The sequence below is a fragment of the Desulfacinum infernum DSM 9756 genome (assembly GCF_900129305.1).
Classification (GTDB): domain Bacteria; phylum Desulfobacterota; class Syntrophobacteria; order Syntrophobacterales; family DSM-9756; genus Desulfacinum; species Desulfacinum infernum.
Window position 1 is genome coordinate 108,782 of sequence record NZ_FQVB01000005.1, and the last position, 25,246, is coordinate 134,027.

21 protein-coding genes are annotated in these 25,246 nt (G+C 62.0%); 12 read left to right on the plus strand and 9 right to left on the minus strand.

Annotated features, from left to right (window positions below; genetic code table 11):
- Positions 1–13 precede the first annotated feature (13 nt).
- From BUB04_RS02605 to BUB04_RS02625, 5 genes are all read right to left on the minus strand, one after another.
- Positions 14–1,294 carry a TRAP transporter large permease gene (locus BUB04_RS02605; protein WP_073036667.1) on the minus strand — a complete coding sequence of 427 codons (1,281 nt, stop codon included), beginning with the start codon at positions 1,292–1,294 and terminating at the stop codon, positions 14–16.
- A gap of 13 nt (positions 1,295–1,307) precedes the next feature.
- Entirely contained in the window at positions 1,308–1,778 is a 471-nt protein-coding gene (locus BUB04_RS02610) for a TRAP transporter small permease (RefSeq protein WP_073036668.1), read from the minus strand.
- A gap of 178 nt (positions 1,779–1,956) precedes the next feature.
- Complete coding sequence (locus tag BUB04_RS02615; protein ID WP_073036669.1) at positions 1,957–2,952, minus strand: TRAP transporter substrate-binding protein; 996 nt, start codon at positions 2,950–2,952, stop codon at positions 1,957–1,959.
- Positions 2,953–3,007: 55 nt separating this feature from the next.
- Positions 3,008–3,847, minus strand: coding sequence for a sugar phosphate isomerase/epimerase family protein (locus BUB04_RS02620; RefSeq protein ID WP_073036670.1), 840 nt, complete (start codon positions 3,845–3,847; stop codon positions 3,008–3,010).
- Positions 3,848–3,857: 10 nt separating this feature from the next.
- Positions 3,858–5,915: an acetate--CoA ligase family protein gene (locus BUB04_RS02625; protein ID WP_073036671.1), complete on the minus strand. Its 2,058-nt coding sequence runs from the start codon at positions 5,913–5,915 to the stop codon at positions 3,858–3,860.
- Between the two features lie 263 nt (positions 5,916–6,178).
- Here BUB04_RS02625 and fabD point away from each other — a divergent pair, with 263 nt between their 5' ends.
- Positions 6,179–7,105 carry an ACP S-malonyltransferase gene (fabD, locus tag BUB04_RS02630; RefSeq protein ID WP_073036672.1) on the plus strand — a complete coding sequence of 309 codons (927 nt, stop codon included), beginning with the start codon at positions 6,179–6,181 and terminating at the stop codon, positions 7,103–7,105.
- A 305-nt stretch (positions 7,106–7,410) separates the two neighbouring features.
- On the opposite strand, the gene aroB is transcribed toward fabD, so the two are convergent.
- Both aroB and aroF read right to left on the minus strand, forming a co-directional pair.
- The gene (gene aroB, locus BUB04_RS02635; protein ID WP_073036674.1) at positions 7,411–9,408 is read right to left on the minus strand and encodes a 3-dehydroquinate synthase; all 1,998 of its coding nucleotides are present in this window, start codon (positions 9,406–9,408) and stop codon (positions 7,411–7,413) included.
- A 59-nt stretch (positions 9,409–9,467) separates the two neighbouring features.
- Positions 9,468–10,541, minus strand: coding sequence for a 3-deoxy-7-phosphoheptulonate synthase (aroF, locus tag BUB04_RS02640; RefSeq protein WP_073036676.1), 1,074 nt, complete (start codon positions 10,539–10,541; stop codon positions 9,468–9,470).
- 471 nt (positions 10,542–11,012) lie between these two features.
- Here aroF and rplM point away from each other — a divergent pair, with 471 nt between their 5' ends.
- From rplM to BUB04_RS02665, 5 genes are all read left to right on the plus strand, one after another.
- The gene (rplM, locus tag BUB04_RS02645; RefSeq protein ID WP_073036678.1) at positions 11,013–11,441 is read left to right on the plus strand and encodes a 50S ribosomal protein L13; all 429 of its coding nucleotides are present in this window, start codon (positions 11,013–11,015) and stop codon (positions 11,439–11,441) included.
- Positions 11,442–11,468: 27 nt separating this feature from the next.
- A complete protein-coding gene (gene rpsI, locus BUB04_RS02650) occupies positions 11,469–11,861 on the plus strand; it encodes a 30S ribosomal protein S9 (RefSeq protein WP_073036680.1) in 393 nt (130 codons plus the stop codon).
- 140 nt (positions 11,862–12,001) lie between these two features.
- Complete coding sequence (argC, locus tag BUB04_RS02655) at positions 12,002–13,039, plus strand: N-acetyl-gamma-glutamyl-phosphate reductase (protein WP_073036682.1); 1,038 nt, start codon at positions 12,002–12,004, stop codon at positions 13,037–13,039.
- A gap of 131 nt (positions 13,040–13,170) precedes the next feature.
- Positions 13,171–13,977, plus strand: coding sequence for a tRNA pseudouridine(38-40) synthase TruA (truA, locus tag BUB04_RS02660; RefSeq protein ID WP_218588353.1), 807 nt, complete (start codon positions 13,171–13,173; stop codon positions 13,975–13,977).
- Complete coding sequence (locus tag BUB04_RS02665) at positions 13,974–15,170, plus strand: pyridoxal phosphate-dependent aminotransferase (protein WP_073036684.1); 1,197 nt, start codon at positions 13,974–13,976, stop codon at positions 15,168–15,170. The genes truA and BUB04_RS02665 overlap by 4 nt, the downstream gene beginning before the upstream one ends.
- 669 nt (positions 15,171–15,839) lie before the next feature.
- Here BUB04_RS02665 and BUB04_RS02670 read toward each other — a convergent pair.
- A complete protein-coding gene (locus BUB04_RS02670) occupies positions 15,840–17,264 on the minus strand; it encodes a CoA transferase (RefSeq protein WP_245795107.1) in 1,425 nt (474 codons plus the stop codon).
- 50 nt (positions 17,265–17,314) lie between these two features.
- Positions 17,315–18,649 (minus strand): CoA transferase, encoded by a 1,335-nt coding sequence (locus tag BUB04_RS02675; RefSeq protein WP_073036686.1) that lies wholly within the window; start codon positions 18,647–18,649, stop codon positions 17,315–17,317.
- A gap of 499 nt (positions 18,650–19,148) precedes the next feature.
- Here BUB04_RS02675 and BUB04_RS02680 point away from each other — a divergent pair, with 499 nt between their 5' ends.
- The 6 genes from BUB04_RS02680 (at position 19,149) to BUB04_RS02705 (ending at position 25,232) form a co-directional block, all read left to right on the plus strand.
- Positions 19,149–20,279: an ABC transporter substrate-binding protein gene (locus tag BUB04_RS02680; protein ID WP_073036688.1), complete on the plus strand. Its 1,131-nt coding sequence runs from the start codon at positions 19,149–19,151 to the stop codon at positions 20,277–20,279.
- A 233-nt stretch (positions 20,280–20,512) separates the two neighbouring features.
- Positions 20,513–21,406, plus strand: a complete 894-nt coding sequence (locus BUB04_RS02685; RefSeq protein ID WP_073036690.1) for a branched-chain amino acid ABC transporter permease — start codon at positions 20,513–20,515, stop codon at positions 21,404–21,406.
- Positions 21,407–21,426: 20 nt separating this feature from the next.
- Positions 21,427–22,467, plus strand: coding sequence for a branched-chain amino acid ABC transporter permease (locus BUB04_RS02690; protein ID WP_073036807.1), 1,041 nt, complete (start codon positions 21,427–21,429; stop codon positions 22,465–22,467).
- Between the two features lie 11 nt (positions 22,468–22,478).
- Positions 22,479–23,252 carry an ABC transporter ATP-binding protein gene (locus tag BUB04_RS02695; RefSeq protein WP_073036692.1) on the plus strand — a complete coding sequence of 258 codons (774 nt, stop codon included), beginning with the start codon at positions 22,479–22,481 and terminating at the stop codon, positions 23,250–23,252.
- Positions 23,245–23,946 carry an ABC transporter ATP-binding protein gene (locus BUB04_RS02700; RefSeq protein WP_073036694.1) on the plus strand — a complete coding sequence of 234 codons (702 nt, stop codon included), beginning with the start codon at positions 23,245–23,247 and terminating at the stop codon, positions 23,944–23,946. The genes BUB04_RS02695 and BUB04_RS02700 overlap by 8 nt, the downstream gene beginning before the upstream one ends.
- Positions 23,947–24,449: 503 nt before the next feature.
- Positions 24,450–25,232, plus strand: a complete 783-nt coding sequence (locus BUB04_RS02705; protein ID WP_492215217.1) for a J domain-containing protein — start codon at positions 24,450–24,452, stop codon at positions 25,230–25,232.
- The last annotated feature ends 14 nt before the right edge of the window (positions 25,233–25,246 follow it).

The following is a 25,246-nucleotide window of genomic DNA, read 5'->3' on the forward strand; positions in this document are numbered from 1 at the left end:
TATCACAAATCCGTCAGTCGAACAACAGCCGCGGAATCCACAGGGTCAAAGGAGACCAGAAGGTGATGAGCACCAGATCCACCAGGAGGATCAAGAGGAAGGGAATGATCTTGTGTACCACCGATTCCAGCCGACAGCCCGCGATGCTGCAGGACACGATGAGGCAGATCCCCAGGGGCGGCGTGAGCATGCCGATGGCCAGGTTGACCACCACGATGGCTCCCAACTGGATGAGGTCGATTCCCAGACTGGGAAGCAGGGGCAGAAGCACCGGCACCAGGAGGATGAGGGCCGCGGTGGTTTCCACGAAGGTGCCCGCCGCCAGGAGCACCACGTTGATGAGAATGAGCAGAGCCGTGGGATGGGTGGTGATGGAGAGCAGCGATTGGGCCAGCTGGGCGGGGATGTCCTCGATGGCCATGAACCAGCTGAAGATGGAGGCCGCTGCAATGATGAAGAGAATGAGGCTGGAGGTGAGGGTGGCCTGGATGAAGAGGGCGGGAAGATCCCGCCAGTGCAGCTGGCGATGGACGAAGAGGCCCACGAACAGGGCGTAGAGGGTGGCCACGGCGGCCGATTCCGTGGCGGTGAAGATCCCTCCGAGGATGCCTCCCAGGATGAGTACCGGAGCGCCCAAGGCCCATTTGGCGTCCCAGAGGCGCCGCACGAGGCGCGACGGGGAAAACCCTTCCACCGTTCCGTAACGGTGCCGGATGGACAGGAACGTGGACACCGCAATGAGGCTCGCTCCCATGAGAAGCCCCGGCAGGAGCCCTGCGGCGAAGAGCTTTCCGATGCTCGCTCCCGTGAGAAAACCGAAAATGATCATGGGAATGCTGGGTGGAATGATGACCCCGATGGATCCGCCGGCCGCCTGCACCGCACCGGCAAACCCCCTGTCGTAACCGCGCCGGATCATGGACGGGATGAGGATGGTTCCCACCGCCGCCGTGTCGGCCGCGGCCGACCCGCTGATCCCTGCGAAAAACATGGCCGACACCACGGAAACGGCCGCCAGGCCCCCCGGGAGCCACCCCACCAGCGCCTCCGCCAGGGAAACCACCCGGCGCGAGATGCCCCCGGCTTCCATCAGAGCGCCCGCGATCATGAAAAGCGGAACGGCCATGAGCGGAAAGGAATCCACGCCCGCGTAGAGGCGCTGGATGACCATCATGAGCGGGAAGCCCCCGTGGATCCACAAAGCGGCCAGGGATCCCAGGCCGATGGCCAGGGCGATGGGCGTGTTCAGCGCAAAAAGAAGCGCCATGATGCCGAAAAGAAGGGCTGCCGTCATGGTCCGGTAAGGCTCACTTTCTTACCATCTCCAGGATCCGACTGGCGGCATGCAGGAGGAAGATGAGGCCGCTCAGGGGAATGACCGCATAGGGGATTCCCATGGGAATCCCCAGGGCCGCCGTCTTTTGGCCGGCGATGAAACGGATGAAATGGACGCCGTAGAGCACCAGCACAGCGAAAAAGAGGAGGGAAAGCCCCAACACCGTCAACTCCACCGCCTTTCTCGGGGCGGGCGGGAAGCGGCGAACCACCAGGTCGATCCCCACGTGGGCCTTCCTCTTGTAGGCGGCCGTGGCCCCCAGGAAGGTGATCCACACCAGCAGCATGCGCCCCGCTTCTTCCGACCAGAAAAGCGAGTGGTTCAGAACGTAGCGGCAGAAAACCTGCACGCCGGTGACGAGGGCCATGGAAAATCCGAAGAGGAAGAGGGATCGCTCCACCAGGCCGTTGATGCGGTCACTCAACACAAGGAGCCAGTGCATTTCTCTGCCCTCGATCGAGCGTTTTGTCAGTGGGGCTTTCCATTGCCGCGCGCTTAGCTGGCGGGGATAAACCCCGCCCCTACCCGGGTAGTCAAGCTGTTCTTGTGGGGGCGGGCTTTATGCACGCCCGTCACAGCCGCACCACGAGAAGGAATCGTCCAACCTGGTTTGCATCCGCTTACTGCCCTCGGATTTGGCGCACCGCATCCAGGAAGGCCTCAAGCATGGCCTGAACTTCCGAGCCGGCGTAGATGTCCAGATTCCGAATGTCGGACACCCTGGCTCGAAAGGTGGCCAGGTCCGGATGCTCGTTCACCTGCATGCCGGCCGCCTTGAGCTTGCTCAGAAAGTCCGCCTCGTTGTCCCGGTTCCATTGGCGCTGGTAGAGGGCGGCTTCCTGCATGCAGCGTTGAATGAGTTCCTGATCCGCGGCCGGAAGACCGTTGAACCAGTCCAGGTTGGCCACGTCGATATGAGCGGAATAGACATGGCCGGTGAGGGACAGATACTTCTGCACTTCGTAGAGCTTGTACGTCCAGATGACCCACAGGGGGTTTTCCTGGGCGTCGATGGTCCCCTGCTGCAATTCCGTGTAGATGGGCCAGCCCATGGGCGTGGGGTTGGCGCCCAACAGCCGCCACAGCTCCTTGTGCAGCACCGACTCCATCACCCGGATCTTGATCCCCTTCACATCGTCCACGGTGTGGACCGGCCGCACATTGTTGGTGAGATGCCGGAAGCCGTTCTCGGAAAAGGCCAGTCCCTTGAACCGGGCCTTTTCCAGGGCCTTGAGGAGCTTTTGGCCGGCGGGCCCGTCCAACACCTGATCCACCTCGCGGGCGTCGGCGAAAAGGAAGGGGTAGTTGATGACGCGGACTTCGGGGATGAACACGTCGAACGGCCCGGCGGTGATCACGCCCATCTGCACCGTGTTCATCTGGATCTGCTGCAGGATCTGGGTTTCCGTTCCCAGGGACGCGCTGTGGTAGATCTTCACCTGGTAGTCGGATCGGGCCTCCAGGAGCTCCTTGAACTTTTCCGCGCAGACGTTTTGGGCCGATCCCGGTTTGGTCACCACGCCCAGTTTGATGGTCGCCCCCGCCCAGGCGGACGAGCCGCCCAAAAGCATCAGTCCCACGCAGAACAGCGCCAGCCGCTTCGCCCAGATCTTCATGGCCCTCTCCTTTTTCCGTGAAAAAGAACCGCCCCCGGGGCTCCGGCCCTAAAGACTACTCCTGCCAGAACCCCCGATCCTTCAGGTACGCGGCGGCCGCCTCCACCACCTCCCCGGCGTCCCGCTCCACCGAGGAAAGATGCACGGTGACGGCGCCCGCGTAGCCCGACTCCCTGACGCACCGGAGGAAGGAAGGAATATCCAATCCCCCTTCCCCCAAAGCTACGTGCCTGTGCTTTCGGTCTTTCGGAATATCGGAAAGGTGGATGTGGACCACGTGGTCTCGAAGCCTCTCGAAGGCCTCGCAGGGGTCCTCCCCCAGGCACCACACGTGCCCCGCATCGAAATCCACCCCTAGCGCCTTCAAGTCGCCCAGTTCGTCCACCATGGCCTTCAGTTGCGTGCTGGAACGCAGAAGGCCTTCCGGCTCGCATTGGATGAGCAGGCGCACTCCCAGCCTGGCGGCCAAGGGCAGAACGCGGTGCATGTTGGCCACGAAAAGCCGCCACGCCTCCTTTTCGTTCATGGACTCCGGAATGGGGCCGCCCCCGTCGGTGCTGACGCTGGGGATTCCCAGGGCGGCCGCAAGCCGAAGGCTGTCCAGGGTGTAGCGGATCCGGAGCTCCCTCTGCTTCCAGTCCTCTTCGATCCAGGAGGGGCGCACGCCTTCGCCCAGGGCGGTCACCGAACTGCTGTTGAGGTTCACCACCTTCATCCTGCGGTCCTTGAGGCAACGGGCCAGTTCATCGATCTGGGAGGCCTGGAAGTCTTCGGGAAAGAGATGGGGCCGATCCGCCAGCAACTCCACGGCCCGAAACCCTCCCTTGGCGATGGCGTCCACCGCTTCCTTGAGGCTTCGAAGGCGAAACGTGGCGGCACTGAAGGCAAACTCCATGGATCGCTCCTTATTTCCTGTTGTCGAGGGTGGCCCGCCAATCCAGAGCCACCCATCCCTTTTCGTAGACGCGAACGGGATTGAGATCCAGCTCCATGACTTCCGTAAGGTCATGGAGCAGCCAGGAGAGCCGAACCACGCCGTCCACCAGGGCGTCCTCGTCCAGCTTGGGCCGTCCCCGCACTCCCCGCAACAGGGCCGTTCCACGGCATTCCTCCAGCATGGCCCGCGCCTGCCGGGGGCTCAAGGGTCCCACGCGGAGGGCCGTCTCCCGGAAAACCTCCACGTAGATGCCGCCGAGTCCCGCAATCACCACGGGACCGAACGTATGGTCCCGGCGACCACCCACGAGCCATTCCAGGCCCGGTTCCGCCATCCTTTGCACGAGCACACGAGGGCCCAGTTCCTCGAGGCGGCCGTAGGCCTTCCTTACCTCCTCCTCGGTGGTCAGATCCAGGAACACTCCGCCCGCGTCGGTCTTGTGGATCACGTGAGGATTGGCCGTCTTGAGCGCCACGGGAAGGCCCAGCTTCGAGGCCGCCAGCACGGCTTCTTCCTCGCTTTCCGCCACTTCCCAAGCGACCACGGGGATGCCGTAGCAGTCAAGCAGTTGCGCCAGCAGGTCCGGGGCCGCCGGGCCCGATTCCGCCCCTTCCAGAAGGCGCCGGGCCTCTTCCCGGCGGATCCCCCCCGGCGGCTCCGTTCCGAACACTTCCACCGGGCCCCCTCGGAAGTCCCGATTCCAGGCCAGGGCCTGCAGCGCATCCCGGGGATCCGTGAAGAGGGGATAACCGGCCGCCCTTTTGTTCACTTCCAGCTCCCCGTGCATGGTGAACACGCACACGGCGATGGGCTTTCCGGCCACCTTCATGATCCTTCCCAGCTCCACGATCAGCCGCCGGCACGGATCGGCATCGAAGATCCCCTGGTAGTTGAGTATGAAAAGGACGCCGTCCACATCGTCCCGCCGGATGCTTTCCGCTGCCAGCACCTTGTAAAGATCCAGGTCGAACACATCCCCCAGGTCCATGGGGTTGTGAAATTGGATCACACCGGCACGGGCGTGCCGCTCCGCCTCCTCGATGAGCTCCTCGGGAAAGGGCGGCAGCTGGAAGCCGAACTCATCGGCCGCATCCGCCGCCATTACGGCATGGCCGCCGGAGCGGGAAATGACCGCCAGGCGGGGCCCTTTCATGGGCGGCAGATGGAAGCCCTTGATGGCCCGCAGGGCCTCGTTTTGGTCCGACACCCGCAGGATGCCGCTCTGGCGGAAGGCGGCATCCACCACCCGATCGTCGGCGGAAAGGGAAGCGGAATGGGACCGGGCGATGACGGATCCGGAACCGCCCCGGTTGGACTTGTGCACCAGGATGGGTTTGGGGGAGGAGGCGGCGACCTGCATGAGGCGGCGCCCGTCGGCGATGCCCTCCAGATAGGCGAAGATCACGCGGGTCTGGTCGTCGCCCACCAGGTATTCCAGGATGTCGTTCTCGTCCACATCCAGCTTGTTTCCGATGCTCGCGAATTTGGAAAAACCTATGTTTTCCGCGGCGTAGTTGTTGATCGCCATGGCCCCCACGCCGCCGCTTTGCGAGATGATTCCCACACGGCCGGGATCGGCTTCCGGCTTCATGGGCATGAAGGGAACGGCCAGCCCCGTGTGCCTGTTGATCACCCCAATGCAGTTGGGTCCGATCATCCGCATATTGTACTTGGCCAGGGCCTCCTGGATTTCCCGCTCCAGGCCGCGGCGATCGTCCCCCAGCTCGCGAAAGCCCGCCGATTCCACCACCACCCTTTTAACGCCCTTCTCGCCGCATTGGCGGATCACTTCCGGTACCGCCCGAGCCGGCACCAGCACGGCCGCCAGGTCCACGGGATCGGGCACATCCAGGATGGTCGGATAGATCTTATGGCCCAGGAACACCCCCCCCTTGGGTCCCACCAGATGGATCAGCCCCTGATACTGAAACTGCATGAGATTGAACACGATGGCGCGTCCCAGATTCGTCGGCGAACTGGAAACACCAATGACAGCAACACTCGACGCATTGAAAAAAAGGTCCATTCATCCCCTCCGATTTTTCGGGCCGCAATTGAGGAGCGGGCCATTCCCCTCCCGGCGCCGAAGCGCGGGGCCCGCTCACAAGGCTTTCCAGAACTTGCCACAACTTCCGGTCAGCGTGAAGCCCATATTTGCGGAAGGGATTCCGGGCGCCCCTTTGCCGGGCCGAGGAGGTCTTCGCTTTTCTTGACAAAGACGACCGGCCTTTATAAAAGCGGCGCAAACTTGGATTTCGGACACTTCTATCAAGAGAGGACACCGGCACCATGAAAAAGTGGGTTTTTCTCTTTCCCGGCCAGGGCTCCCAGTACGTGGGCATGGGCAAGGACTTCTACGACCAGTACGCCGAAGTGCGGGAGCTTTTTGAAAAGGCGGGAGACCTTCTTCACATGGACATGAAGAAGCTCTGCTTCGAAGGTCCCGAAGAGGTTCTCGTGCAGACCCAAAACGTGCAGCCGGCCATCACCCTGGTCAATATCGCGTGCCTCACCGTGCTGCGGCTCCATGAGATCCACCCCGCCGCGGCCGCAGGCCACAGCCTGGGCGAATACAGCGCTCTTTACGCCGCAGGCGTTCTCGATCTGGAAGACACCCTCACCCTGGTGCTCCACCGGGGACGCTACATGCACGAAGCCTCCCTGGAACGCCCCGGCGCCATGGCGGCCGTCATGGACCTGGACACGGAAAACCTGGAAAACGTCTGCCGGCTCTGTGATGTGGAGGTGGCCAACATCAACTGCGCCGACCAGATCATCATCACGGGGCCGGTGGAGGCCGTGGATCGCGCCCTGGAAGCCAGTGCCGAAGCGGGGGCCAAGAAGTGCATCAAGCTCAACGTGAGCGGCCCCTGGCACAGCCGCTGCATGGAATCGGCCCGGGATCGATTCGAGCCGCACGTGCGCAGTGCCCGCTTTTCGGAACCCCGCATTCCCGTGGTGAACAACGTGGACGCCAAGCCCCTGGCCGACGCGGCCGAGGCCCCCGGCAAGCTGGTGGGCCAGATCTGCGGGTCCGTCTTGTGGAAGCAGTCCATGGAGTGGTTCCTGGAAAACGGCTACGACCACTTTGTGGAGGTGGGGCCCAAGAAGGTGCTTCGCGGCCTGATGCGGCGGATCGACAGAAAGGCGGTGGTCCACAACGTGGAGGATTCCGCCACCCTGACCGCCTTCCTCCAGGCCAATGGGGCGGCCTGACGAGCCCGCAGCCGAACCATGCGCCGCAACGGAGAAAAATCTTTCGACCCTGCGGCGGTGAGGGAGTCTTGCGTGGGAGCGCCGATAGGCGCCAAAAGCCGAGGGGCGCCACAAAGAGTGGCCGCGGGGTTTCAGCCCCGCGGGGAAGAGACCCTCGAGCTCCGCAAAAGGAGAGGATCCGAACGGGTTATCCTTCGTCGGAATCCTTCTTTTCGCAGCCCTGAAGGGCTGCGTTACATGGGGCAAAGGGCGGGGCTAGATGGAGCAAAGGGCTGCGCCACGATGCCAAGCCCCGGCAGCCCACGTCAGGCCCCCTCCCCGGCCCGGATCACTTCCAGAGCTTCCAGCACCGCCCGGTCGGGAACCGACCGAAAACGGTCCACCCGGCCGATCTTCCTGGGGATCACCCAGACCAGCCCCTCTCCCCCCTTTTTCTTGTCGTGACGCATGGCGGCGAGAACCCGTTCGGGATCGGCCGCCAGGGGGCTTCGGAGAGGGAGCCCGAAGGCTTTCAGAAGATCCTCGGCTGTCTTTTCCAGGGCCGGATCCGTCTCCCCCAGAAGCACCCCGATGCGCAGGGCCACCCGGATCCCCAGTCCCACCGCGTGCCCGTGCGCCAGGGCATATCCGCTGACCGCTTCCAGGGCGTGCCCCGTGGTGTGGCCAAGATTCAAGAGCTGGCGCAGTCCGAAATCCCTTTCGTCCGCCGCCACGTAGCGGTGCTTGATCCGTAGGCTTTCCGTAACGATCTCTTCCGCCGGCCCGGCGGGCAACGGGTAGGGATTCCCCTTCCTGCGGGCGAGGGAGGTGAGAATCTCCAGGAGCCGCCCTCCTTCCAGGAAGGCGTACTTGATGACTTCCGCCATGCCGTTTTGCCATTCCCGCTCCGGCAGAGTGGTCAGAAAGTCGGGATCCACCAGCACCGCTTCCGGATGATGAAAGCTCCCCAGCAGGTTCTTCCCCTCGTCCAGATCCACCCCCGTCTTGCCTCCCAGGCAGCTGTCCACCTGGGCCAACAGGGTGGTGGGCACCTGGACCACGGGAACACCCCGCATGTAGATGGACGCCAGGAACCCGATGACATCCCCGGTCACACCTCCGCCGACGGCCACAAAGACGCTGGTTCGGTCCGCCCCTGCCTCCAGGGCCCTCCGGGCGAGTTTTTCCACCTGGGAAAGCCGCTTGTGGGCTTCTCGAGCTTCCCACTCCACCCACAGGACCTCGGCCCCCGGTGGAAGGATCTTTTCCCGCCACAGGTCGGCCACCCGCCGATCCACAAAGATGACGGGGCGCCTTCCCGGGAATTTGTCCCGGAGCCAGGCACCCAGGGATCGGGCGGAGCGTCTTCCGATGGTCACGCCCGGGACGGGTTCCGTCGACCGGGATTCCCGCCCTTGGGCCTTTCCAGGCGATCCCGACCCCGTTTTATCCATCCCGTTGTTGTTCTGGTGCCAGGTAAGAAGGCGGTTGGTTTCCTGCAGGGCCTGGGCGCAGAAGCTGCCCAGATAGTCCCTGGTTCGGTGGAAGTCCTCGATGAAATCATCCCAGCGCCCTTTGCGAACCAAATCCAGGCTCCTTCGAAAGGCTCCCTGAAAGGCCTCCAGGGCCTCGTCCTTGAAGGGGTTTTTCATGCCGATGGCCGCATAGAGGTGGGGATCCTGGGCAAAAAGCCGCCCGATGAGATCCAACTCCAACCGGTAGATGGGGCTGGTGAAGCGCAGGCTTTCCTCAACGGACACGTTCAAGGTGCGCAGGCAGTGGCCCAGAACCACGGTGGCCATGTGGGGAATGAGCTGAATGACGGTCATCATCCGGTCGTGCTGTTCGGCCGTGCACTCGTGGACCTTCAGGCCCGCCTCCCGGAGAAGGGCCATGAGCCAATTCCAGGGGGCGTCCGGTACCCTCCCGCGACACACAATCATGGTTTGACCGGAAAAGCTGGTCACATAAGGCCCGTACATGGGGTGCAGTCCCACGAACCAGGCCGCCGAAGACTCCAGCACCCTCATGGGTTCCACCTTGAGGGAGCAGATATCGAGCACCAGCTGCCCGGGCCGGAAGTGCGGGCGGAGCGCTTCGAGGATCTCCACGGCCCGGTGCAGCGGAACACTGACCAGAACCACATCGCTCTGAGCGACGAGCTCCTGGTTGTTCAGTGGAGTGGATACGTCCGAGATGACCACGGGATAGCCGAGGGAAGCAAAGAAACGGTGAAAGAGTCTCCCCATGGCGCCTAGGCCGCCGATGATGCCGACCGTGGGCCTTTCCACCCAGCCGCTAAAGTCGGAGCAGGTGTCCTGCATATGTCCTCCGTCCATTTCCCGAACCGGTTCCCGAGTCCTTTAGCTGTGGAATTCTTCTTTCAATCGCTGTCCCCCACGGCCTTGGAATGATGCCGTTGCGAACCGCCGTTGGTGCGAAGGATCCGGCGCCCCACGGCCCGAGCCACAGGCTCCAGCCTTTCCAGGAGCTCCTCCATGGCCTGGGGGGTCAGGGACTGGGCGCCGTCGCTCAGGGCTTCCTGGGGCCGCACGTGCACTTCCAGCATGAGCCCATCGGCGCCGGCGGCCACCGCCGCACAAGCCATGGCCGGGATCAGGTCGGTTCGGCCCAGGGCATGGCTGGGATCTACCACCACGGGAAGATGGGTGAGTTTTTTCAAAAGCGGCACGGCACTCAGATCCAGGGTGTTGCGGGTTTCCGATTCGAAGGTTCGGATGCCCCGCTCGCACAGGATCACCTTGTCGTTGCCGTGGCTGACGATGTATTCGGCGGACATGAGGAATTCCTTGATGGTGGCGGACATCCCCCGCTTGAGGATGACCGGCTTGTCCACCTGGCCCACTTCCGTGAGGAGACGGAAGTTTTGCATGTTGCGGGTGCCGATCTGCAGAACGTCCGCGTACTTGTAAACCAGCAGGAGGTCCCGGGGGTCCATGACTTCCGTCACGATGGGCATGCCGGTCCTCTCCCGCACATCGCTCATGTACTTGAGGGCCAGCTCCCCCAGGCCCTGGAAGCTGTAGGGCGATGTTCTGGGCTTGAAGGCTCCGCCGCGCAGCATGGGAATCCCCATGGCATGGAGCGCGTCGGCGATCTCGTCCAACACCTGGCGTCCCTCCACGGCACAGGGTCCCGCGATGATGGGCACCGCCTCCCCTCCCACTTCCACTTGCCTGCCGATGCGAATGCGCGTGTTCTCTTCCTTGAACTCCCGGCTCACCAGCTTGTAGGGCTGCAGGATGGGATGGGCGGCCTCCACACCCGGAAAGCTCGTAAACGGAATCTCCTGGATCAATTCCCGTTCGCCGATGACGCCGATGATGGTGCGCCGCTCTCCCTTGGACAGGTGGGTGCGCAACCCCATCTTTTCGATGCGGCCCAGGAGATCTCGAAGCTCCTCTTGTGTGTGGTCCGGTTTCATGACGACGATCATCTCCACTCCTCCTTCCCGAACGGGGGACCCATGGCTGTTTGAGTTTGTCCTGACGGCGCTTCCCATGCGCCGCGGCCAACAAAAAAGGCCGTGAGCTTCTGCCCACGGCCATCGGGTCCCCAAAAACGAAGGCCGTGGGCTCTCGGGGTTAGCCCACGGCCTTTGTGCTGGTGAAATCAGTACCGGCTCAGCACGGTGGTCGGCTAACCCCTGAGGGGCCGCAATACCAACCGTAATAAAAGTAAAAGCCGGTAAAAAATCGATGCATGCCGCTTTCCTCGCTTGATTCTTCGCTGTTTGGTGTTTTATAGGAGACAGGCATCCGGGAGGTCAAGGACAAATTTTACAAAGCAATCCCCTTTCCCTCTCCCGTCTTCCGCGGGAACTTTTCCTTGACAACACGTGGGGGATCTCCTATAGGACTGTGCTTCGAGTTTGAGACCAGACGGAGCGGAATGGAGATATTTTATTATGAAGACGACCAGTGCCAAGTTTGATGCCGATGGAAGGAAATGGATCGTAGTGGATGCTGAGGGCCAGGTGCTGGGCCGACTGGCCAGCCAGATTGCCATGAGGCTCCGCGGGAAGCATCTGCCCACCTTCACGCCCCATGTGGATACGGGTGACTTCGTGGTGGTCATCAACGCCGAGAAGGTCCGCCTGACCGGGCGCAAGTGGGATCAGAAGGTCTACTACCGCCACTCGGGCTACATGGGCGGGCTGAAGGCCACCACGGCCCGAAAGCTCAACCAGGATCACCCGGAACGGCTCATCCAGTTTGCCGTGAGGGGCATGCTTCCCAAGAACCGCCTCGGGCGCAAGCTGCTGAAGAAGCTCAAGGTCTACAGCGGTGCCGAACATCCCCACGAAGCCCAGCAGCCCGAGAAGGTGGTTCTTTAGAAGACGTAAGCTCGAAGGAGTTGGAACATGGCGGAACAACGTTTCTATGCAACCGGAAAGCGCAAATCGGCCGTGGCCCGTGTCTGGATCCAGCCCGGTACGGGGCGCGTCATCATCAATAAGAAGCCCATCGATGAATACATGGATCGGGAGACCAGCAAGATGGTGGTCCACCAGCCCCTGATGCTCACCGGTACCTACGGCAAGGTGGACATCTTCGTGAACGTCCACGGCGGCGGCGTCTCCGGGCAGGCGGGAGCCATCAAGCACGGGATCTCCAAGGCCCTGATCGAGTTCAATCCCGAATTTCGGGAGGTCCTGAAGCGCGCCGGTTTCATCACCCGTGACTCCCGCGTCAAGGAACGCAAGAAGTACGGCCAGCGCGGAGCGCGTGCCCGGTTCCAGTACTCCAAGCGCTAGGCTGTTTTCAATCCCGTTATTTCCCTTCTCTTCCTTTGTCCGGAACTCACCACAGGGGCCCGCGCCCACGGCGCAGGCCCCTGTTTTCTATGGATATCGGTCCATCACGGCTCCGTCCGTGAGGTGAAAGGGGGAAAACCATGGTGCGAGTGGCCATCGCGGGGGCTTCGGGATACACGGGCTTCGAACTTCTTCGCATCCTTTGCCGTCATCCGCGCGCAACGGTGACAACCATCACATCCAGAGCCAACGCCGGGGAGGCCCTGGCGGACGTCTATCCTTCACTGCGTGGTCACTGCGACCTGATCTTTCAGGACACCACTCCGGAGATTCTCACGGCCGACGCCGATCTGGTCTTCACCGCCCTGCCCCACCAAGCGGCCATGGAGATCATTCCGGAGCTCCTGAACCGCGGTGTCAAGGTGGTGGACTTGAGTGCGGACTTCCGGTTCCGGGACCCGGCCGTCTACCAGGCCTGGTACCAGGAACACACGGCCCCGGATCTCCTGGCCGAGTCCGTTTACGGCCTTCCGGAACTGTATCGGGACACCATCGCCCGCGCGCGCCTGGTGGGAAACCCGGGCTGTTACCCCACCAGCATCCTGCTCGCCGCAGCCCCTCTCCTGGTCCATCGCCTCGTGGATCCCCAAAGCCTCATCGCCGACTCCAAGTCGGGCGTGAGTGGCGCCGGCCGGGGCTTGTCGCTCACCACCCATTTCTGCGAAGTCAATGACGGCTTCAGGGCTTACAAGGTGGCCGAGCACCGCCATACCCCGGAGATCGAACAGGAACTGAGCGTCCTGGCGGGGCGCCAGGTACGCATCAGCTTCACCCCCCACCTGGTTCCCATGAGCCGCGGCATTCTGAGCACCCTCTACGCCCAACTCCGAGCGGGGGTTACGGCGGAACAGGTTCGCGACGCCTACCACGACCTGTACGGCAAGGAGCGATTCGTCCGGCTGTGTCCCCAAGGCCAGTTCCCATCCACGCTCCAGGTCCGGGGCACCAACTACTGCGACCTGGCCTGGAAGGTGGACCCCCGGACGGGCCGGGTCGTGGTGGTATCCGTCATCGACAACCTGACCCGGGGCGCCTCGGGCCAGGCCGTCTGCAACATGAACATCATGATGGGCTTCGACGAGGACTGCGGCCTGGAAGACGCTCCCTGGCTGCCTTGATGCAAAGACAACCGCCAATGAACGCGGATGGACACAAATGGAGATGACGGATGCCCGGGAGTTCGCACGGGCGGGCATGAAGCCCGCCCCTACAAGAACGGATTAACCTTTTGGGTAGGGGCGGAATCATCTTGGACCCACAAGCCAAGCGCAACTTCATGCTCACACTGGAGTACGACGGTTCCAACTACCACGGCTGGCAGCGCCAGAAGGGCGCCCTCACCGTGCAGGAGGTGCTGGAATCGCGCCTGGAGATCATGCTGGGACGCCCGGTTTCGGTGCGCGCCTCCGGAAGGACGGATGCGGGGGTGCACGCGCTGGGCCAAGTGGTGAACTTTTACGCCAAGACCAGGCTGCAGCCGGAGGACTTCCTGAGAGGATTAAACAGCCTGCTGCCTTCGGACATCGTGGTCCTGGACGCCCGGGAGGTCCCGGATTCTTTCCATGCGTGCTACTCGGCTACCAGCAAGATCTACGAATACCGCATCCTCAACCGCCCCATCCCGTCGGCTCTGGAACGCAACTACTCCTGGCACATTCCCAAGAAGCTCGATGTGGAGGCCATGCGGGCATGTCTCCCGGTTCTCCTGGGCGAACACGATTTCAGCGCCTTCATGGCCAGCCGCTCGTCAGTCAACACCACGGTACGCACCCTGTTGGACGCCCGGGTTCTGTGCCCGGATGAGGACCACATCTTTTTCCGCTTTGAAGCAACCGGGTTTTTGCGGCATATGGTCCGGAACCTGGTGGGGACGCTCGTGGAAGCGGGAAAAGGCAAACTGGGCCCCGAAGGCCTCGCCCGGATCCTGGAAGGGCGGGACCGATCGCAGGCCGGCATGACCGCTCCCGCCCGGGGGCTCTACCTGGTCCGCGTTTACTACGGGAGGGGGGAAGGCAAACCAGAAAACGTGAAAGGCGAAACGAGGGAGACGACATGAAGCTTTCTCAACGTGTCAGCCAAGTACAGCCATCGGCGACCCTGGCCATCAACGCCAAGGCCAAGGCCCTGCGCGCCGAAGGGAAACAGGTGATCAGCTTCGGCGTGGGCGAGCCCGATTTCGACACTCCGCACCATATCGGTGAGATGGCCGTCCAGGCCGTCCGGCGCGGCCAGACCCGGTACACGGCCGTTCAGGGCATTCCCGAATTGAAGGATGCCATCCTCGACACCATCCGCGCGGACTACGGCCTGGACTACCTGCCGGAAGAAGTTTTGGTCTCCTGCGGCGGCAAACACAGCCTTTACAATCTCTTCCAGGCCGTGCTGGATCCGGGGGACCAAGTGATCATCCCGGCTCCCTACTGGGTGTCCTATCCGGACATGGTTCGGCTGGCGGGGGCGGAGCCGGTGATCGTGGATTGTCCCGAAAGCGCTTCCTTCAAGCTGGACCCGGAATCCCTGCGCCGGGCCGTCACGGCCCGCACCCGCATGCTCATCCTGAACAGCCCCAGCAACCCCACGGGCGTTCACTACAAGCCGGAAGAATTGAAGGCCCTGGCGGAAGTGCTCCTGGACCACCCGGAAGTGATCATCGTCTCCGACGACATCTACTACCGGATGCTTTACAACGGCGCTCAATGGGCCAACATCGCCATGGTGGAGCCGCGCCTGAAGGAGCGCACCTTCATTGTGAACGGCGTTAGCAAGACCTACGCCATGACGGGATGGCGCATCGGCTACATGCTGGGAGATGCCGAAGTGATCAAGGCCGCCGGCAAGATTCAGAGCCAGTCCACCAGCAATCCCTGTTCCGTGGCCCAGTGGGCGGCGGTAGCGGCGCTCAGGGGATCCCAGGAGAGCGTGCAGGACATGCTGGAAGCCTTTTCCCAGCGGCGCGACTACGTGATGGAACGGCTGGGACGCCTGCCCGGCGTGACCTGCCCTGAGCCGCAGGGAGCCTTTTATGTCTTCCCCAACGTGAGCGCCTACTACGGCAAAACGGTGGGAAGCCGCTCCATCGGCGGATCCCTCGACCTGGCGGACTACCTCATGGAGGAGGCTCACCTGGCGGTGGTGCCCGGGGTGGCCTTCGGCGGAGACCGCTGCATCCGGTTGTCCTTCGCCCTTTCCATGGCAGAATTGAAGGAAGGCTTCGACCGGCTGGAAAAGGCGCTGGGGCGTCTGGGCTGAATCTCTAGGAGCTTGTCCGAAAACTCGCCCAACCGTCACTCCCGCGCAAGCGGGAGTCCATAAGGTACCGGAAATCCTGGATCCCCGCTCCCCGTTCAAGCCGGGGACAAGCTTCGCGGGGATGACGGATGGAGACAAAACGAGGCAAAGCACCCATTGTCAGACAGCCTCCTAGGAGCCTGTCTGAGAACTCCGGGGATGACCGCTTTTTTCGTAGCGCAGCCCTTTAGGGCTGCGAAGGAATCCGCGAACTTCGGGCGGACCTCCGGGTATTCCCTATGACTTCATGGGGTTACGATGATCCCTTTCCGCAGGGCTGAAGCCCCGCGGCTACGAAGATAACCCAAATCTCCGGCATCTTGAGCCGAGGAGCCATTGTCGGACAGCCTCCTCGGGGGCTGTTCAACAGCAGACCTTGACAATCAAGTCCATGGCAACGGAAGACGAAACCCACCTTTCGGAAGCGGGCCGCTGTAGGGGGAAGGATCCTTCGCCCCTACAGCCCGCGCATGTACGCTTTGATGTCGCGCCACGACGAGGAGAGTCAATGGCCGGCCTCGCTTTCCATTGCCACGCCTCCTGACGACAGAGACGGGGCGGAGCCCCGGGCGAACAGGTTGCAGGGCACAGCCCTGCAACCAGCAAGAATTTCCGTCTATTCGGGGTTCCTTACACCACGCCCTTTTCCTTCAATTCCGACAGCTTGGTTTTCCCCACCCCCAGATATTTCTGGAAGATGAACTCATTGTCCCCGCCCACGGGCCGGCAGATCCACTTCACCCGCCCGGGCGTGCGGGACATGGCCTTGAAGGACGAGTTGGGCAGGAGCACCTCCCCGTAGTGGGGATCCTTTCGCTTGATGAAGGTTTCCCGAACGCGCCAGTGCTCCCGGGTGAGAACGTCCGTGGGGTTTTCCAGCCGACCCGTCACCACCGTCCCCTTCTTGTCCGGCCTGCGGCTGTATTCGGTGAGCATCTGCAGGATTTCATCGGACGTGTAGTTCTCGGTGAACTTCTCAATCTCGTGCTGGATCGTGGGCTGATTCTCCGGAGTCAGCCTTTCCTTGATGGTGGGAAACTGCTGCTGCAGATCGGGACGGTTCATGATTTCGCACAGGGCGGCCCAGTTGGGATCCGTAAACCCGGACATGAAGGTGTAGCCGTCCTTGCACTTCACGTAGGTGTAGGGGAAGACGGCGTAGTCGTAGTTGCCGGCCCGGGGCATCAGGTTCCCCGTCATGTGGTAGTATTCCATGACGTAATTGGAGATGGCCAGGAGCCCTTCGGGCGGAGCGCAATCCACGAACTGGCCCACCCCGGTTCTCCGCTTGTGGAACATGGCCGCCTGGATGCCGAACGCGGCCCAGGCGCCGCCCACATACCAGGCCATCCAGTTGCCCTGCTTGAGAGGCCGTTTGTACTCCGGCGGCACCTCGGGATCCAGATCCGGCTCGCCGGTAATGGACATGATCACCCCCCTGGCCTGCCCCAACAGATCGTAATCCGGCTGGTTTCCGTGCTTTTCGGACTCATCCCCGAACTGGCCGTAGCTGTGAACGGCACAATAGATGAGCCCGGGGTTGAGTCCCTTGAGCTGTTCATAGCCCAGACCCAGACCGTCCATGTATCCGGGCTTGAAGGCTTCGATCACCACGTCCGCCTTTTGAGCCAACCGGCGGAAATAATCCTGCCCCTCTTCCGTTTCCAGATTGAGCGTAATGTGGAACTTGTTCCGGGCCTCCGTCATGTAGGCCAAACCCGTATCCTGGATCATCATGCCGTAGGGCGTCATCTTTCGTGCCAGGTCGCCTGCAGGCGGCTCGATCCGGATCACCTCCGCCCCCAGCTCCGCCAGGATGGACGAGGCGAAAAGAGCTCCGAAATTTCCGTAGCTCACGTCCAGCACCAGCATGTCGTCCAAGGCTTCCGGCTTCTTGTGGGCGTCCTTGGGGTTGGTTTCGCTGTAGGCCCACTTGGCATACTCCTCGTTGATGGCCAGCCCCACGATGGTCTTGTCTTCCTTGAGCATGCGGGCCAGGGCCTCATCATCGAACATGTCGTCGTACACGGAATGTGTCAGTTTCTTATCCGTCATATTCTCTCCTCCCACAACGGATGCAGGTCACGAGGGTGAGATGGTGCCATCTAGGCCAGTTTCAGTCCGCTCTTGCCGTCCCAATCGGGAGGCGGGCAATGGGACGGCACGGCCGGATTCCACTGGAAGATGATCCCTTCCGCCTTGAGCCGTTCCACTTCCTCGTGGGGAAGGCCCAGAAGCTTGGTGAGCACGTAGGCGTTGTCGAAGCCCAAGGGGCGACAGCTCCACTGGACGCGGCTGGGCGTTTGGCTCATGCGGGGAGGATAGCAGTGTTCCACCATGGGACCGTACAGGGCATCGTCGTATTCCTGGACGGTCCCGCGCTGGCGATAGTGGGGGAGATGGTAGGCGTCCTCGGCGGTGAGCACCCGGGAGGCGGCAAAGCCGTATTGGCTCCCCAGGGCCTCCACCTCCTCCACCTTCTTGGTTCGGGTCCATTCCCCGATGATCTTGAGGAGCTCCCGGGCATTCTCGTCCTTGAGCCGCTCCAGGGGGTCGGCGAAGCGCTCGTAGAGTTCCGGTTTTTCCATGGCCTGGCACAGGCCCTTGTACTCGGCCTTATCGAAGGCCGTGACCGCCACCCAGCCGTCGGAACAGTCGAACAGGTCGGATGGGCAGATGGCCAGATCCCGGTTACCGGACCGCGGACGGTCTTTCCCGGTCATGTAGGCGTAGAGCCAGGTCCAGTCCAAGAGGCGGATAACGCTTTCCACCTGCATGTAGTCGATGAACTGGCCTTCTCCGGTTCGTTCCCGGTAGTTGAGCGCCCCCATGATGGCCACAGCGCACATGAGTGCGGTGGCCCAGTCGGCGATCCAGACGCCGGACTTGATGGGCCCGCGCCCTTCGAAACCCGTGATGGGCGAGAGCGCCCCCATGCTTTGGGCCACCGCATCGTAGCTGGTGCGCCCGGTCCAGGGCCCCCAGCTGCCGTAGCCCGACACGTGCAGCTGAATGATGCCCGGATTGACTTCTCTCAGTTCTCGATAGCTCAAACCCCATTCCGCCATGCGACCCGGGGTCAGGTTGTCCACCACCACATCGGATTTCTTGACCAGCTCCAGGAAGAGTTCCTTGGCCTTCGGATGCCCCAAATGCATTCCCATCCAGTACTTGTTGTGATTTTCGATCTCCATCCCGGGAGACATGTTCTTCCAGAAGAAGGCGTAGGGGGTGACGAAGCGCATCTGGTCGCCCTTCTGCCCCTCGAACTTGATCACCTCGGCGCCGAATTCCGCCAGGTAGTCGCAGCATGCCGGCCCGAGAACCACGTAGCAGACCTCCAGGACCCGCACGCCTTCCAAGGGCTGGCGTTTACCGAATAGATTCTTCACATCGAACAGTTCCCGCATTCTCTGTTGGTAGGATTTCCCCTGATCCATGCAGCTCCTCCTCTGGGTTGTGGAATGGACATATCCTGCCCGGCCGGTCGATCGGGCACACTGCTGGGAAAAAGGTTAGGGATGGGATGCGGCGCCCACCGAGGCGCCCTGGAGCGGAAATGACCCACCTTGTGGATGATCCGCAACGGGGGAAAACAGCAGGAAGCGGAAAGGGAGCGGGAATCGTGAGCTGCAATGGAGATCTGAGAACGGGAGGCGCAGGGATCGGGAACTGGAATTTCCCTGTTCACAGCCTTTGTCGCATGCGAAGCAAGGTTGGGCGTTGAAACGAGTTTGCTTCTACCAAAATCGGTCCTTTCCGGTCAAGCACGATTCCCTAGTTCGGCACTGGTTTTCTGTGCCGGTCAGCAAAGTCTTTTTGGTTGACAGAAACAGAGTGCTGCAGTAGAGAGCAAGGCAGTCTGTTTCAAGTAATAATCTTGGGATGTTGGTACCGATTGGCTGGAGCTTGAACCAAACAGGCAGCAAGGAGGGAATCATGCAGCGACGCAGGTTTTTGGCAGTTTTGGCTCTTGTGGGTTTCGCCCTGGCGACGGCGGCGGGACCGGCCGCGGCCCAGGACACCATCAAGATCGGGGCCTATCTTCCCATGACAGGTGCCGTGGCCGCCTACGGCCAGATGGAGTGGGACGGCATCCAGATCGCCCATGAGATGAAGCCCGAAGTGTTAGGCAAGAAGATCGAGTTGGTGCTGGTGGACACCAAGAGCGACAAGATTGAAGCCGCCAACGCCGTGAGCCGCCTGGTGGAAAAGGAGAAGGTGGTGGGCATTATTGGTGAGGCCATCAGCGGCAACACCATGGCCGGCAACCCCATCTCCGAAGCAGCCAAGATTCCCTCCGTGAGCCCCACCGCCACCAACCCGCTGGTAACCCAGGGCAAGAAGTACGCCTTCCGTGCCTGCTTCATCGACCCCTTCCAGGGTGAGGTGGCCGCGCGGTTCGCCATCAACGAGCTGAAGGCCAAGACCGCGGCCGTGATCATCGATATCGCCCAGGACTACTGCGTGGGTCTCGCCAATTTCTTCGTCAAGGAATTCGTGAAGCTTGGCGGCAAGGTGGTCTCCACCACCTACATCCAGACGGGTGATCAGGACTTCTCGGCTCAGCTTTCCGCCGTTCAGGCCACCAACCCCGACATCATCTACGCTCCCAACTACTACACGGAAGACGCTCTCATGGCCAAGCAGGCCCGCGACCTGGGCATCAATGTTCCCATCCTGACCGGTGACGGCGCCCAGGCCGACCCCCTGATCGAAATCGGCGGCAAGGCCGTGGAAGAGATGTATTTTACGGGCCACTTCCACAAGGAAGCTGCCAGCACGGATCTGGGCAAGGAATACATCAAGCGCTTCGAAGAAAAGAAGGGCAAGGAAGCAGACGCCTTCGGCGCCCTGGCCGCCGATGCCTACTTCCTGCTGGTGGAAGCCATTGAAAAGGCCGGATCCACGGACGGCACCAAGATTCGTGACGCCCTCGTGGGTCTCCAGAACTTCCCGGGCGTCTCCGGCATCATCACCATGCAGGAAAACGGCAATCCCATCAAGAGCATGGTGATCAACAAGGTCAAGGACGGCAAGTTCGTGTACGTGACCACCATCAACCCCTAACGGCGGGAAGACGAAGCGGGGACATGGACATCGTGGGCCGGCTCCTTGGCGGACATATCCTCCTTCCGGTCCCCGCTTTGCCCGGATCACATCGGTAGCCCCTGGAGCAGGGCCGACCCCAGGTCGCCCTGCTCTTTTTTGGAACACCCCTTCCCGTCCAGGGAAGCACGAACCTCGATCCCCCGGCCCGGAAGATCCTTCCGGGACCTCCCGCATCGCAGGAAGGAAGGCCCGTGACCACAACCATCTTCTTTCAACAACTCACCAACGGCATCTCCCTCGGGAGCCTCTACGCCCTGGTGGCCATCGGCTACACCATGGTCTACGGCATCCTGAGGCTCATCAACTTCGCCCACGGCGACCTGCTCATGGTGGCCGCCTATACGGCCATCTACGCCGTGACCATGTTCACCTTGCCGTGGTACCTGAGTTTTCCTCTGGCCATCGCCCTGACGGGCTGCATCGGCATCTTGCTGGACAGGGTCGCCTACAAGCCGCTTCGGGATGCTCCGCGCATCTCCCTTCTCATCTCGGCCATCGGCGCCTCGTTCCTTCTGGAGAACCTGGCGCTGGTCATCATCGGCGGAGTTCCCAAGGGCTTCCCGAGACCGGACATATTTGCAAAAGTCATTGAGATCCTCGGCGTGCGCATCCAGGTCCTCACCATCTACATTCCCCTCATGACCCTCGTTTTCCTCATGGCCCTGCTCTACATCGTGTACCGCACCAAGGTGGGCAAGGCCATGCGCGCCGCCTCCAAAGACATCGAAACCACCCGCCTCATGGGAATCAATGTGGACCGCATCATCGCCCTCACCTTCCTCATGGGCTCGTCGCTGGCCGCGGCCGGCGGCATCATGTGGGCGATGAAGTATCCGCAGGTGAATCCCTTCATGGGCGTCATTCCGGGCCTGAAGGCGTTCATCGCCGCCGTTCTGGGCGGCATCGGCAACATCATCGGCGCCGTTGTGGGCGGCTTCGCCCTGGGCCTGGGCGAGATCCTTCTGGTCGCCTTCTTCCCCCAACTGGCCCAGTACCGCGATGCCTTCGCCTTCGTCATTTTGATCCTGGTTCTGCTCTTCAGGCCCACGGGCATCATGGGCGAACCCATCACCGACAAGACCTGATGACCTGGAAGGGAAAGGACATGGACACTTCCAAACGAAACCTCTACTGCAACCTGGCGGCCCTCTGCCTCCTGGCCTTGGTGCTCTACCTTTTCGACCGGCACGGCACGGAATACCAGATCCGCATCCTGAACAACATGGCCGTCTTCATCACCCTGGCCGTAAGCTACAACCTGGTGAACGGCATGTGCGGCCTCCTGCACCTGGGACCCAACGCTTTCATCACCATCGGCGCCTACACCTCGGCGCTTCTGACCATGTCGCCCATGGAAAAGCAGATGAGCTTCATCATCGAGCCGCTCATCTGGCCCTTCAGCGTGCTCCAGGCGCCCTTTTTCGTCTCGCTCATCGCGGGCGGCGTCATGGCCACCATCTTCGCCTTTCTCATCAGCTTTCCTGTCTTCCGGGTTCGGGGCGACTACCTGGCCATCGTGACCCTGGGCTTCGGCGAGGTGATCCGGGTGCTCTGCAACGCGCTCCAGGGGGTCACCAACGGCCCCTTGGGACTCAAAGGCCTGCAGCCCTACACCAATCTGTGGTGGTCCTGGGGCGTGGCGGTCTTTACCGTCCTCGTCATCACCAAGCTGGTCAACAGCAGTTTCGGGAGAGCCATGAAAGCCATCCGGGAAGACGAGATCGCCGCCAAGGCCATGGGCGTGGATCCCTTTCGCCACCTGTTGCTGGCCTTTCTGGTAAGCGCCTTCTTTTCCGGTGTGGCCGGAGGTCTCATGGCCCATCTCATCACCACCATCTCCCCCACCCTCTTTACTTTCTTTCTCACCTTCAATCTCTTGATCATCATCGTGGTGGGAGGACTGGGAAGCACCACCGGGGCGGTCATCGGCGCGGCGCTTTTCGCCTGGGGAGGTGAAGCACTGCGCGTGGTGGAAAGCCCCATGGATCTGGGCGTCTTCACCATTCCCGGCATCCCCGGCATGCGCATGGTGCTCTTCAGCGTGATCCTCATGGTGGTGATCCTCTTTGCGCGCCGGGGCATCATGGGACGCAATGAATTCTCCTGGGATTGGCTCTTCTCCAAACTGGGATTGAATGCCAAGTAAAGGGTGTCTTCATGAACGATTTCTTTCGACTGGAATCCCTTGTCATGCAATTCGGCGGCCTCACCGCCGTCAACGACTTTTCCATATCCATCGAGCCGGGGGAACTGGTGGGCCTGATCGGTCCCAACGGAGCCGGAAAGACCACGGTTTTCAACATGATCACCGGTTTTCTGACCCCCACCTCGGGGCGAGTCCTGTGGCAGGGCGAAGACATCACCGGACTTCCCGTCCATCAGATCACCGCCCGGGGGATCGCCCGCACCTTCCAGAACATCCGCCTTTTTACGGACATGACCGTCCTGGAAAACGTGATGGTCTCCTTCCACCACAAGATCCGTTCGCGTTTCTGGAAGGCCATGCTCGGCATGCCGTCCCACGGCAGAGAGGAGCAGCGCATCCGGGAGGAGGCGTACGGGTTTTTGCAGGAGCTCAACCTGGCCCATCTGGCCGACGAAAAGGCGGGAAGTCTCGCCTACGGCCAGCAGCGTCGCCTGGAGATCGCCCGGGCCCTGGCTACCTACCCCAAGCTGCTCCTCCTGGATGAGCCCGCCGCCGGCATGAATCCCCAGGAAACCATGGAGCTGGCCGGGCTGGTGCGGGAGATTCGGAAGCGCCATGGCCTGACGATCTTCCTCATCGAGCACGACATGAAATTCGTCATGGGCCTGTGCGAGCGGATCAAGGTGCTGGACTACGGTATCAGCATTGCGGAAGGCACCCCGGAGGAGATCCAGACCAATCCCGACGTGATCAAGGCTTACCTAGGAGAACCCAAGCATGCTTGAAGTCAAGAACCTGCACGTGTACTACGGCGGTATTCATGCACTCAAAGGCATCGACCTCCGGGTCGCGGAAGGCCAGATCGTCACGCTCATCGGGGCCAACGGGGCCGGCAAGTCCACCACCCTTCGATCCATTGCGGGTCTCGTTCGCCCCCGGCAAGGAAGCATCGTTTTCCAGGGTACGGAACTGACCACGCTTCCCACCTACAAGGTGATCCAGTTGGGAATCGGCGTGGCGCCGGAGGGCCGCAAGGTCTTCGGCAACCTCACCGTGCTGGAAAATTTGGAACTGGGCGCCTACAACCGGCCGCCCCAGGAATTTCAAGCGGACCTGGAGTGGGTCTTCTCGCTCTTTCCCCGTCTGGAAGAACGCCGCAAGCAGCTGGCGGGAACCCTGAGCGGCGGAGAGCAGCAGATGCTGGCCCTGGGTCGGGCCCTCATGAGCCGTCCCAAGCTGGTTTTGCTGGACGAGCCGTCTCTCGGGCTGGCCCCGCTGGTGGTGGAGGAGGTCTTCGAGACCATCACCACCATCAACCAGCAGGGGGCCACCGTCCTGCTGGTGGAACAGAACGCCATGGCCGCCCTCCACGTGGCCCATTATGCCTATGTGCTGGAAACGGGGCGCATCACCTTGGAAGGGACGGGCAGGGATCTTCTGCAGGACGAGCGGGTCCGCAAGGCCTATCTGGGCGAATAGCCGAAGGATGAAGCCGTCTTCCATTTGGCGCGCGTGTTGCTAAAACCCGATGCGAAAGAACCATGCTGTCCGGTTGGTGCGCGACCAGCATGAACTCGAAACAACCTCTGTAGGAGCGGCGAAAGCCACGATGGGGGTGGTTGGCCATTCCGTGGCGGTCCAGTCACCAGATCATCGCACCTTGCGGCGCTCCCACAGGACGGCCGGCACTTGGCGGCAGGTTCTGATATCCCGGCGGGGTGGCGGGTCCGCCATGATCGTTGGGCGTGCGGTGCCGATCCTGCCTGGTTGCGGTTCCGTAGGGGCGGTTCGCGAACCGCCCCTACGCCCGGGACGGCCGAGCGATCGCACTGCGGGCCAAGGAACCGTCAAGGAAGGCTTCTTTCCACCCCCTCAAGGAGACCAATGGAAGACAGCCACCCTGGGGGGCGAATCCGAGGGCTTCCCAGGAATCTTCATCTTTCCGACGGGAACTACAAGGGAGGCATGGGACCTTGCAGTTGGTGGCCACCAGAGAAGAAATCCTTAGAGCCTGCGCCGTTCTCTTCGGCCCTCATGCGACTCGGGACCCGGCCTTCCTGAGACGCATTGACGCCGCCGGGGTCAAGAAGGCCTTTCGCCGCCGCGCCCTGGACACCCATCCCGACAGGCTCCGTCAAAAGGATGGCACACCGCCCCCCTTTGCCCATGAGGCCTTTCTCCAGGTCAAGAACGCCTACGACCTTCTGGATCGGCTCCTGGCCTGTCACGGACCGGCGGGCCTGGTTGGCTTGCTGAGAACCCCGCAGAACCGGGCTCGCCAAGCCCCCCGCCCCTCACCTTGCAAGGCCTCTGGGCCCCGTCCCACCAGGCGGCCGGCGAACGGTCCCTTCTCCTCCTCTTTCTGGTCCGGCCGAATGCCGCAACGGCCCCTCCGGTTCGGCGAATTTCTCTATTTCCGTAGGGTCATCACTTGGCAGCAGCTCATCCAAGCCTTGGTGTGGCAGCGCCGCCAACGCCCCCGCCTCGGTGAAATCGCGACCCGCTGGCGATGGCTCTCCCCGGAAGAGGTGGATGCCCTGCTCCGCTCAAAGGCACCGGGAGACAGAATCGGCGAGGCTCTGGTCCGCCACGGCCTGATCACGCCGTTCCAGCTCCGAGTGTTGCTCCACCAGCAAAGGCGTCTACAGCTTCCCATCGGCCGCTTTTTCGTGGATACCGGCCTCTTGAGCGCGGAAGCCCTCGAACGGCTCCTCCGGCACCAGGATCTTCACAACCTCCGGACCACACACCGAAAGCCCGCCTGAAAAGCGGCATCGCG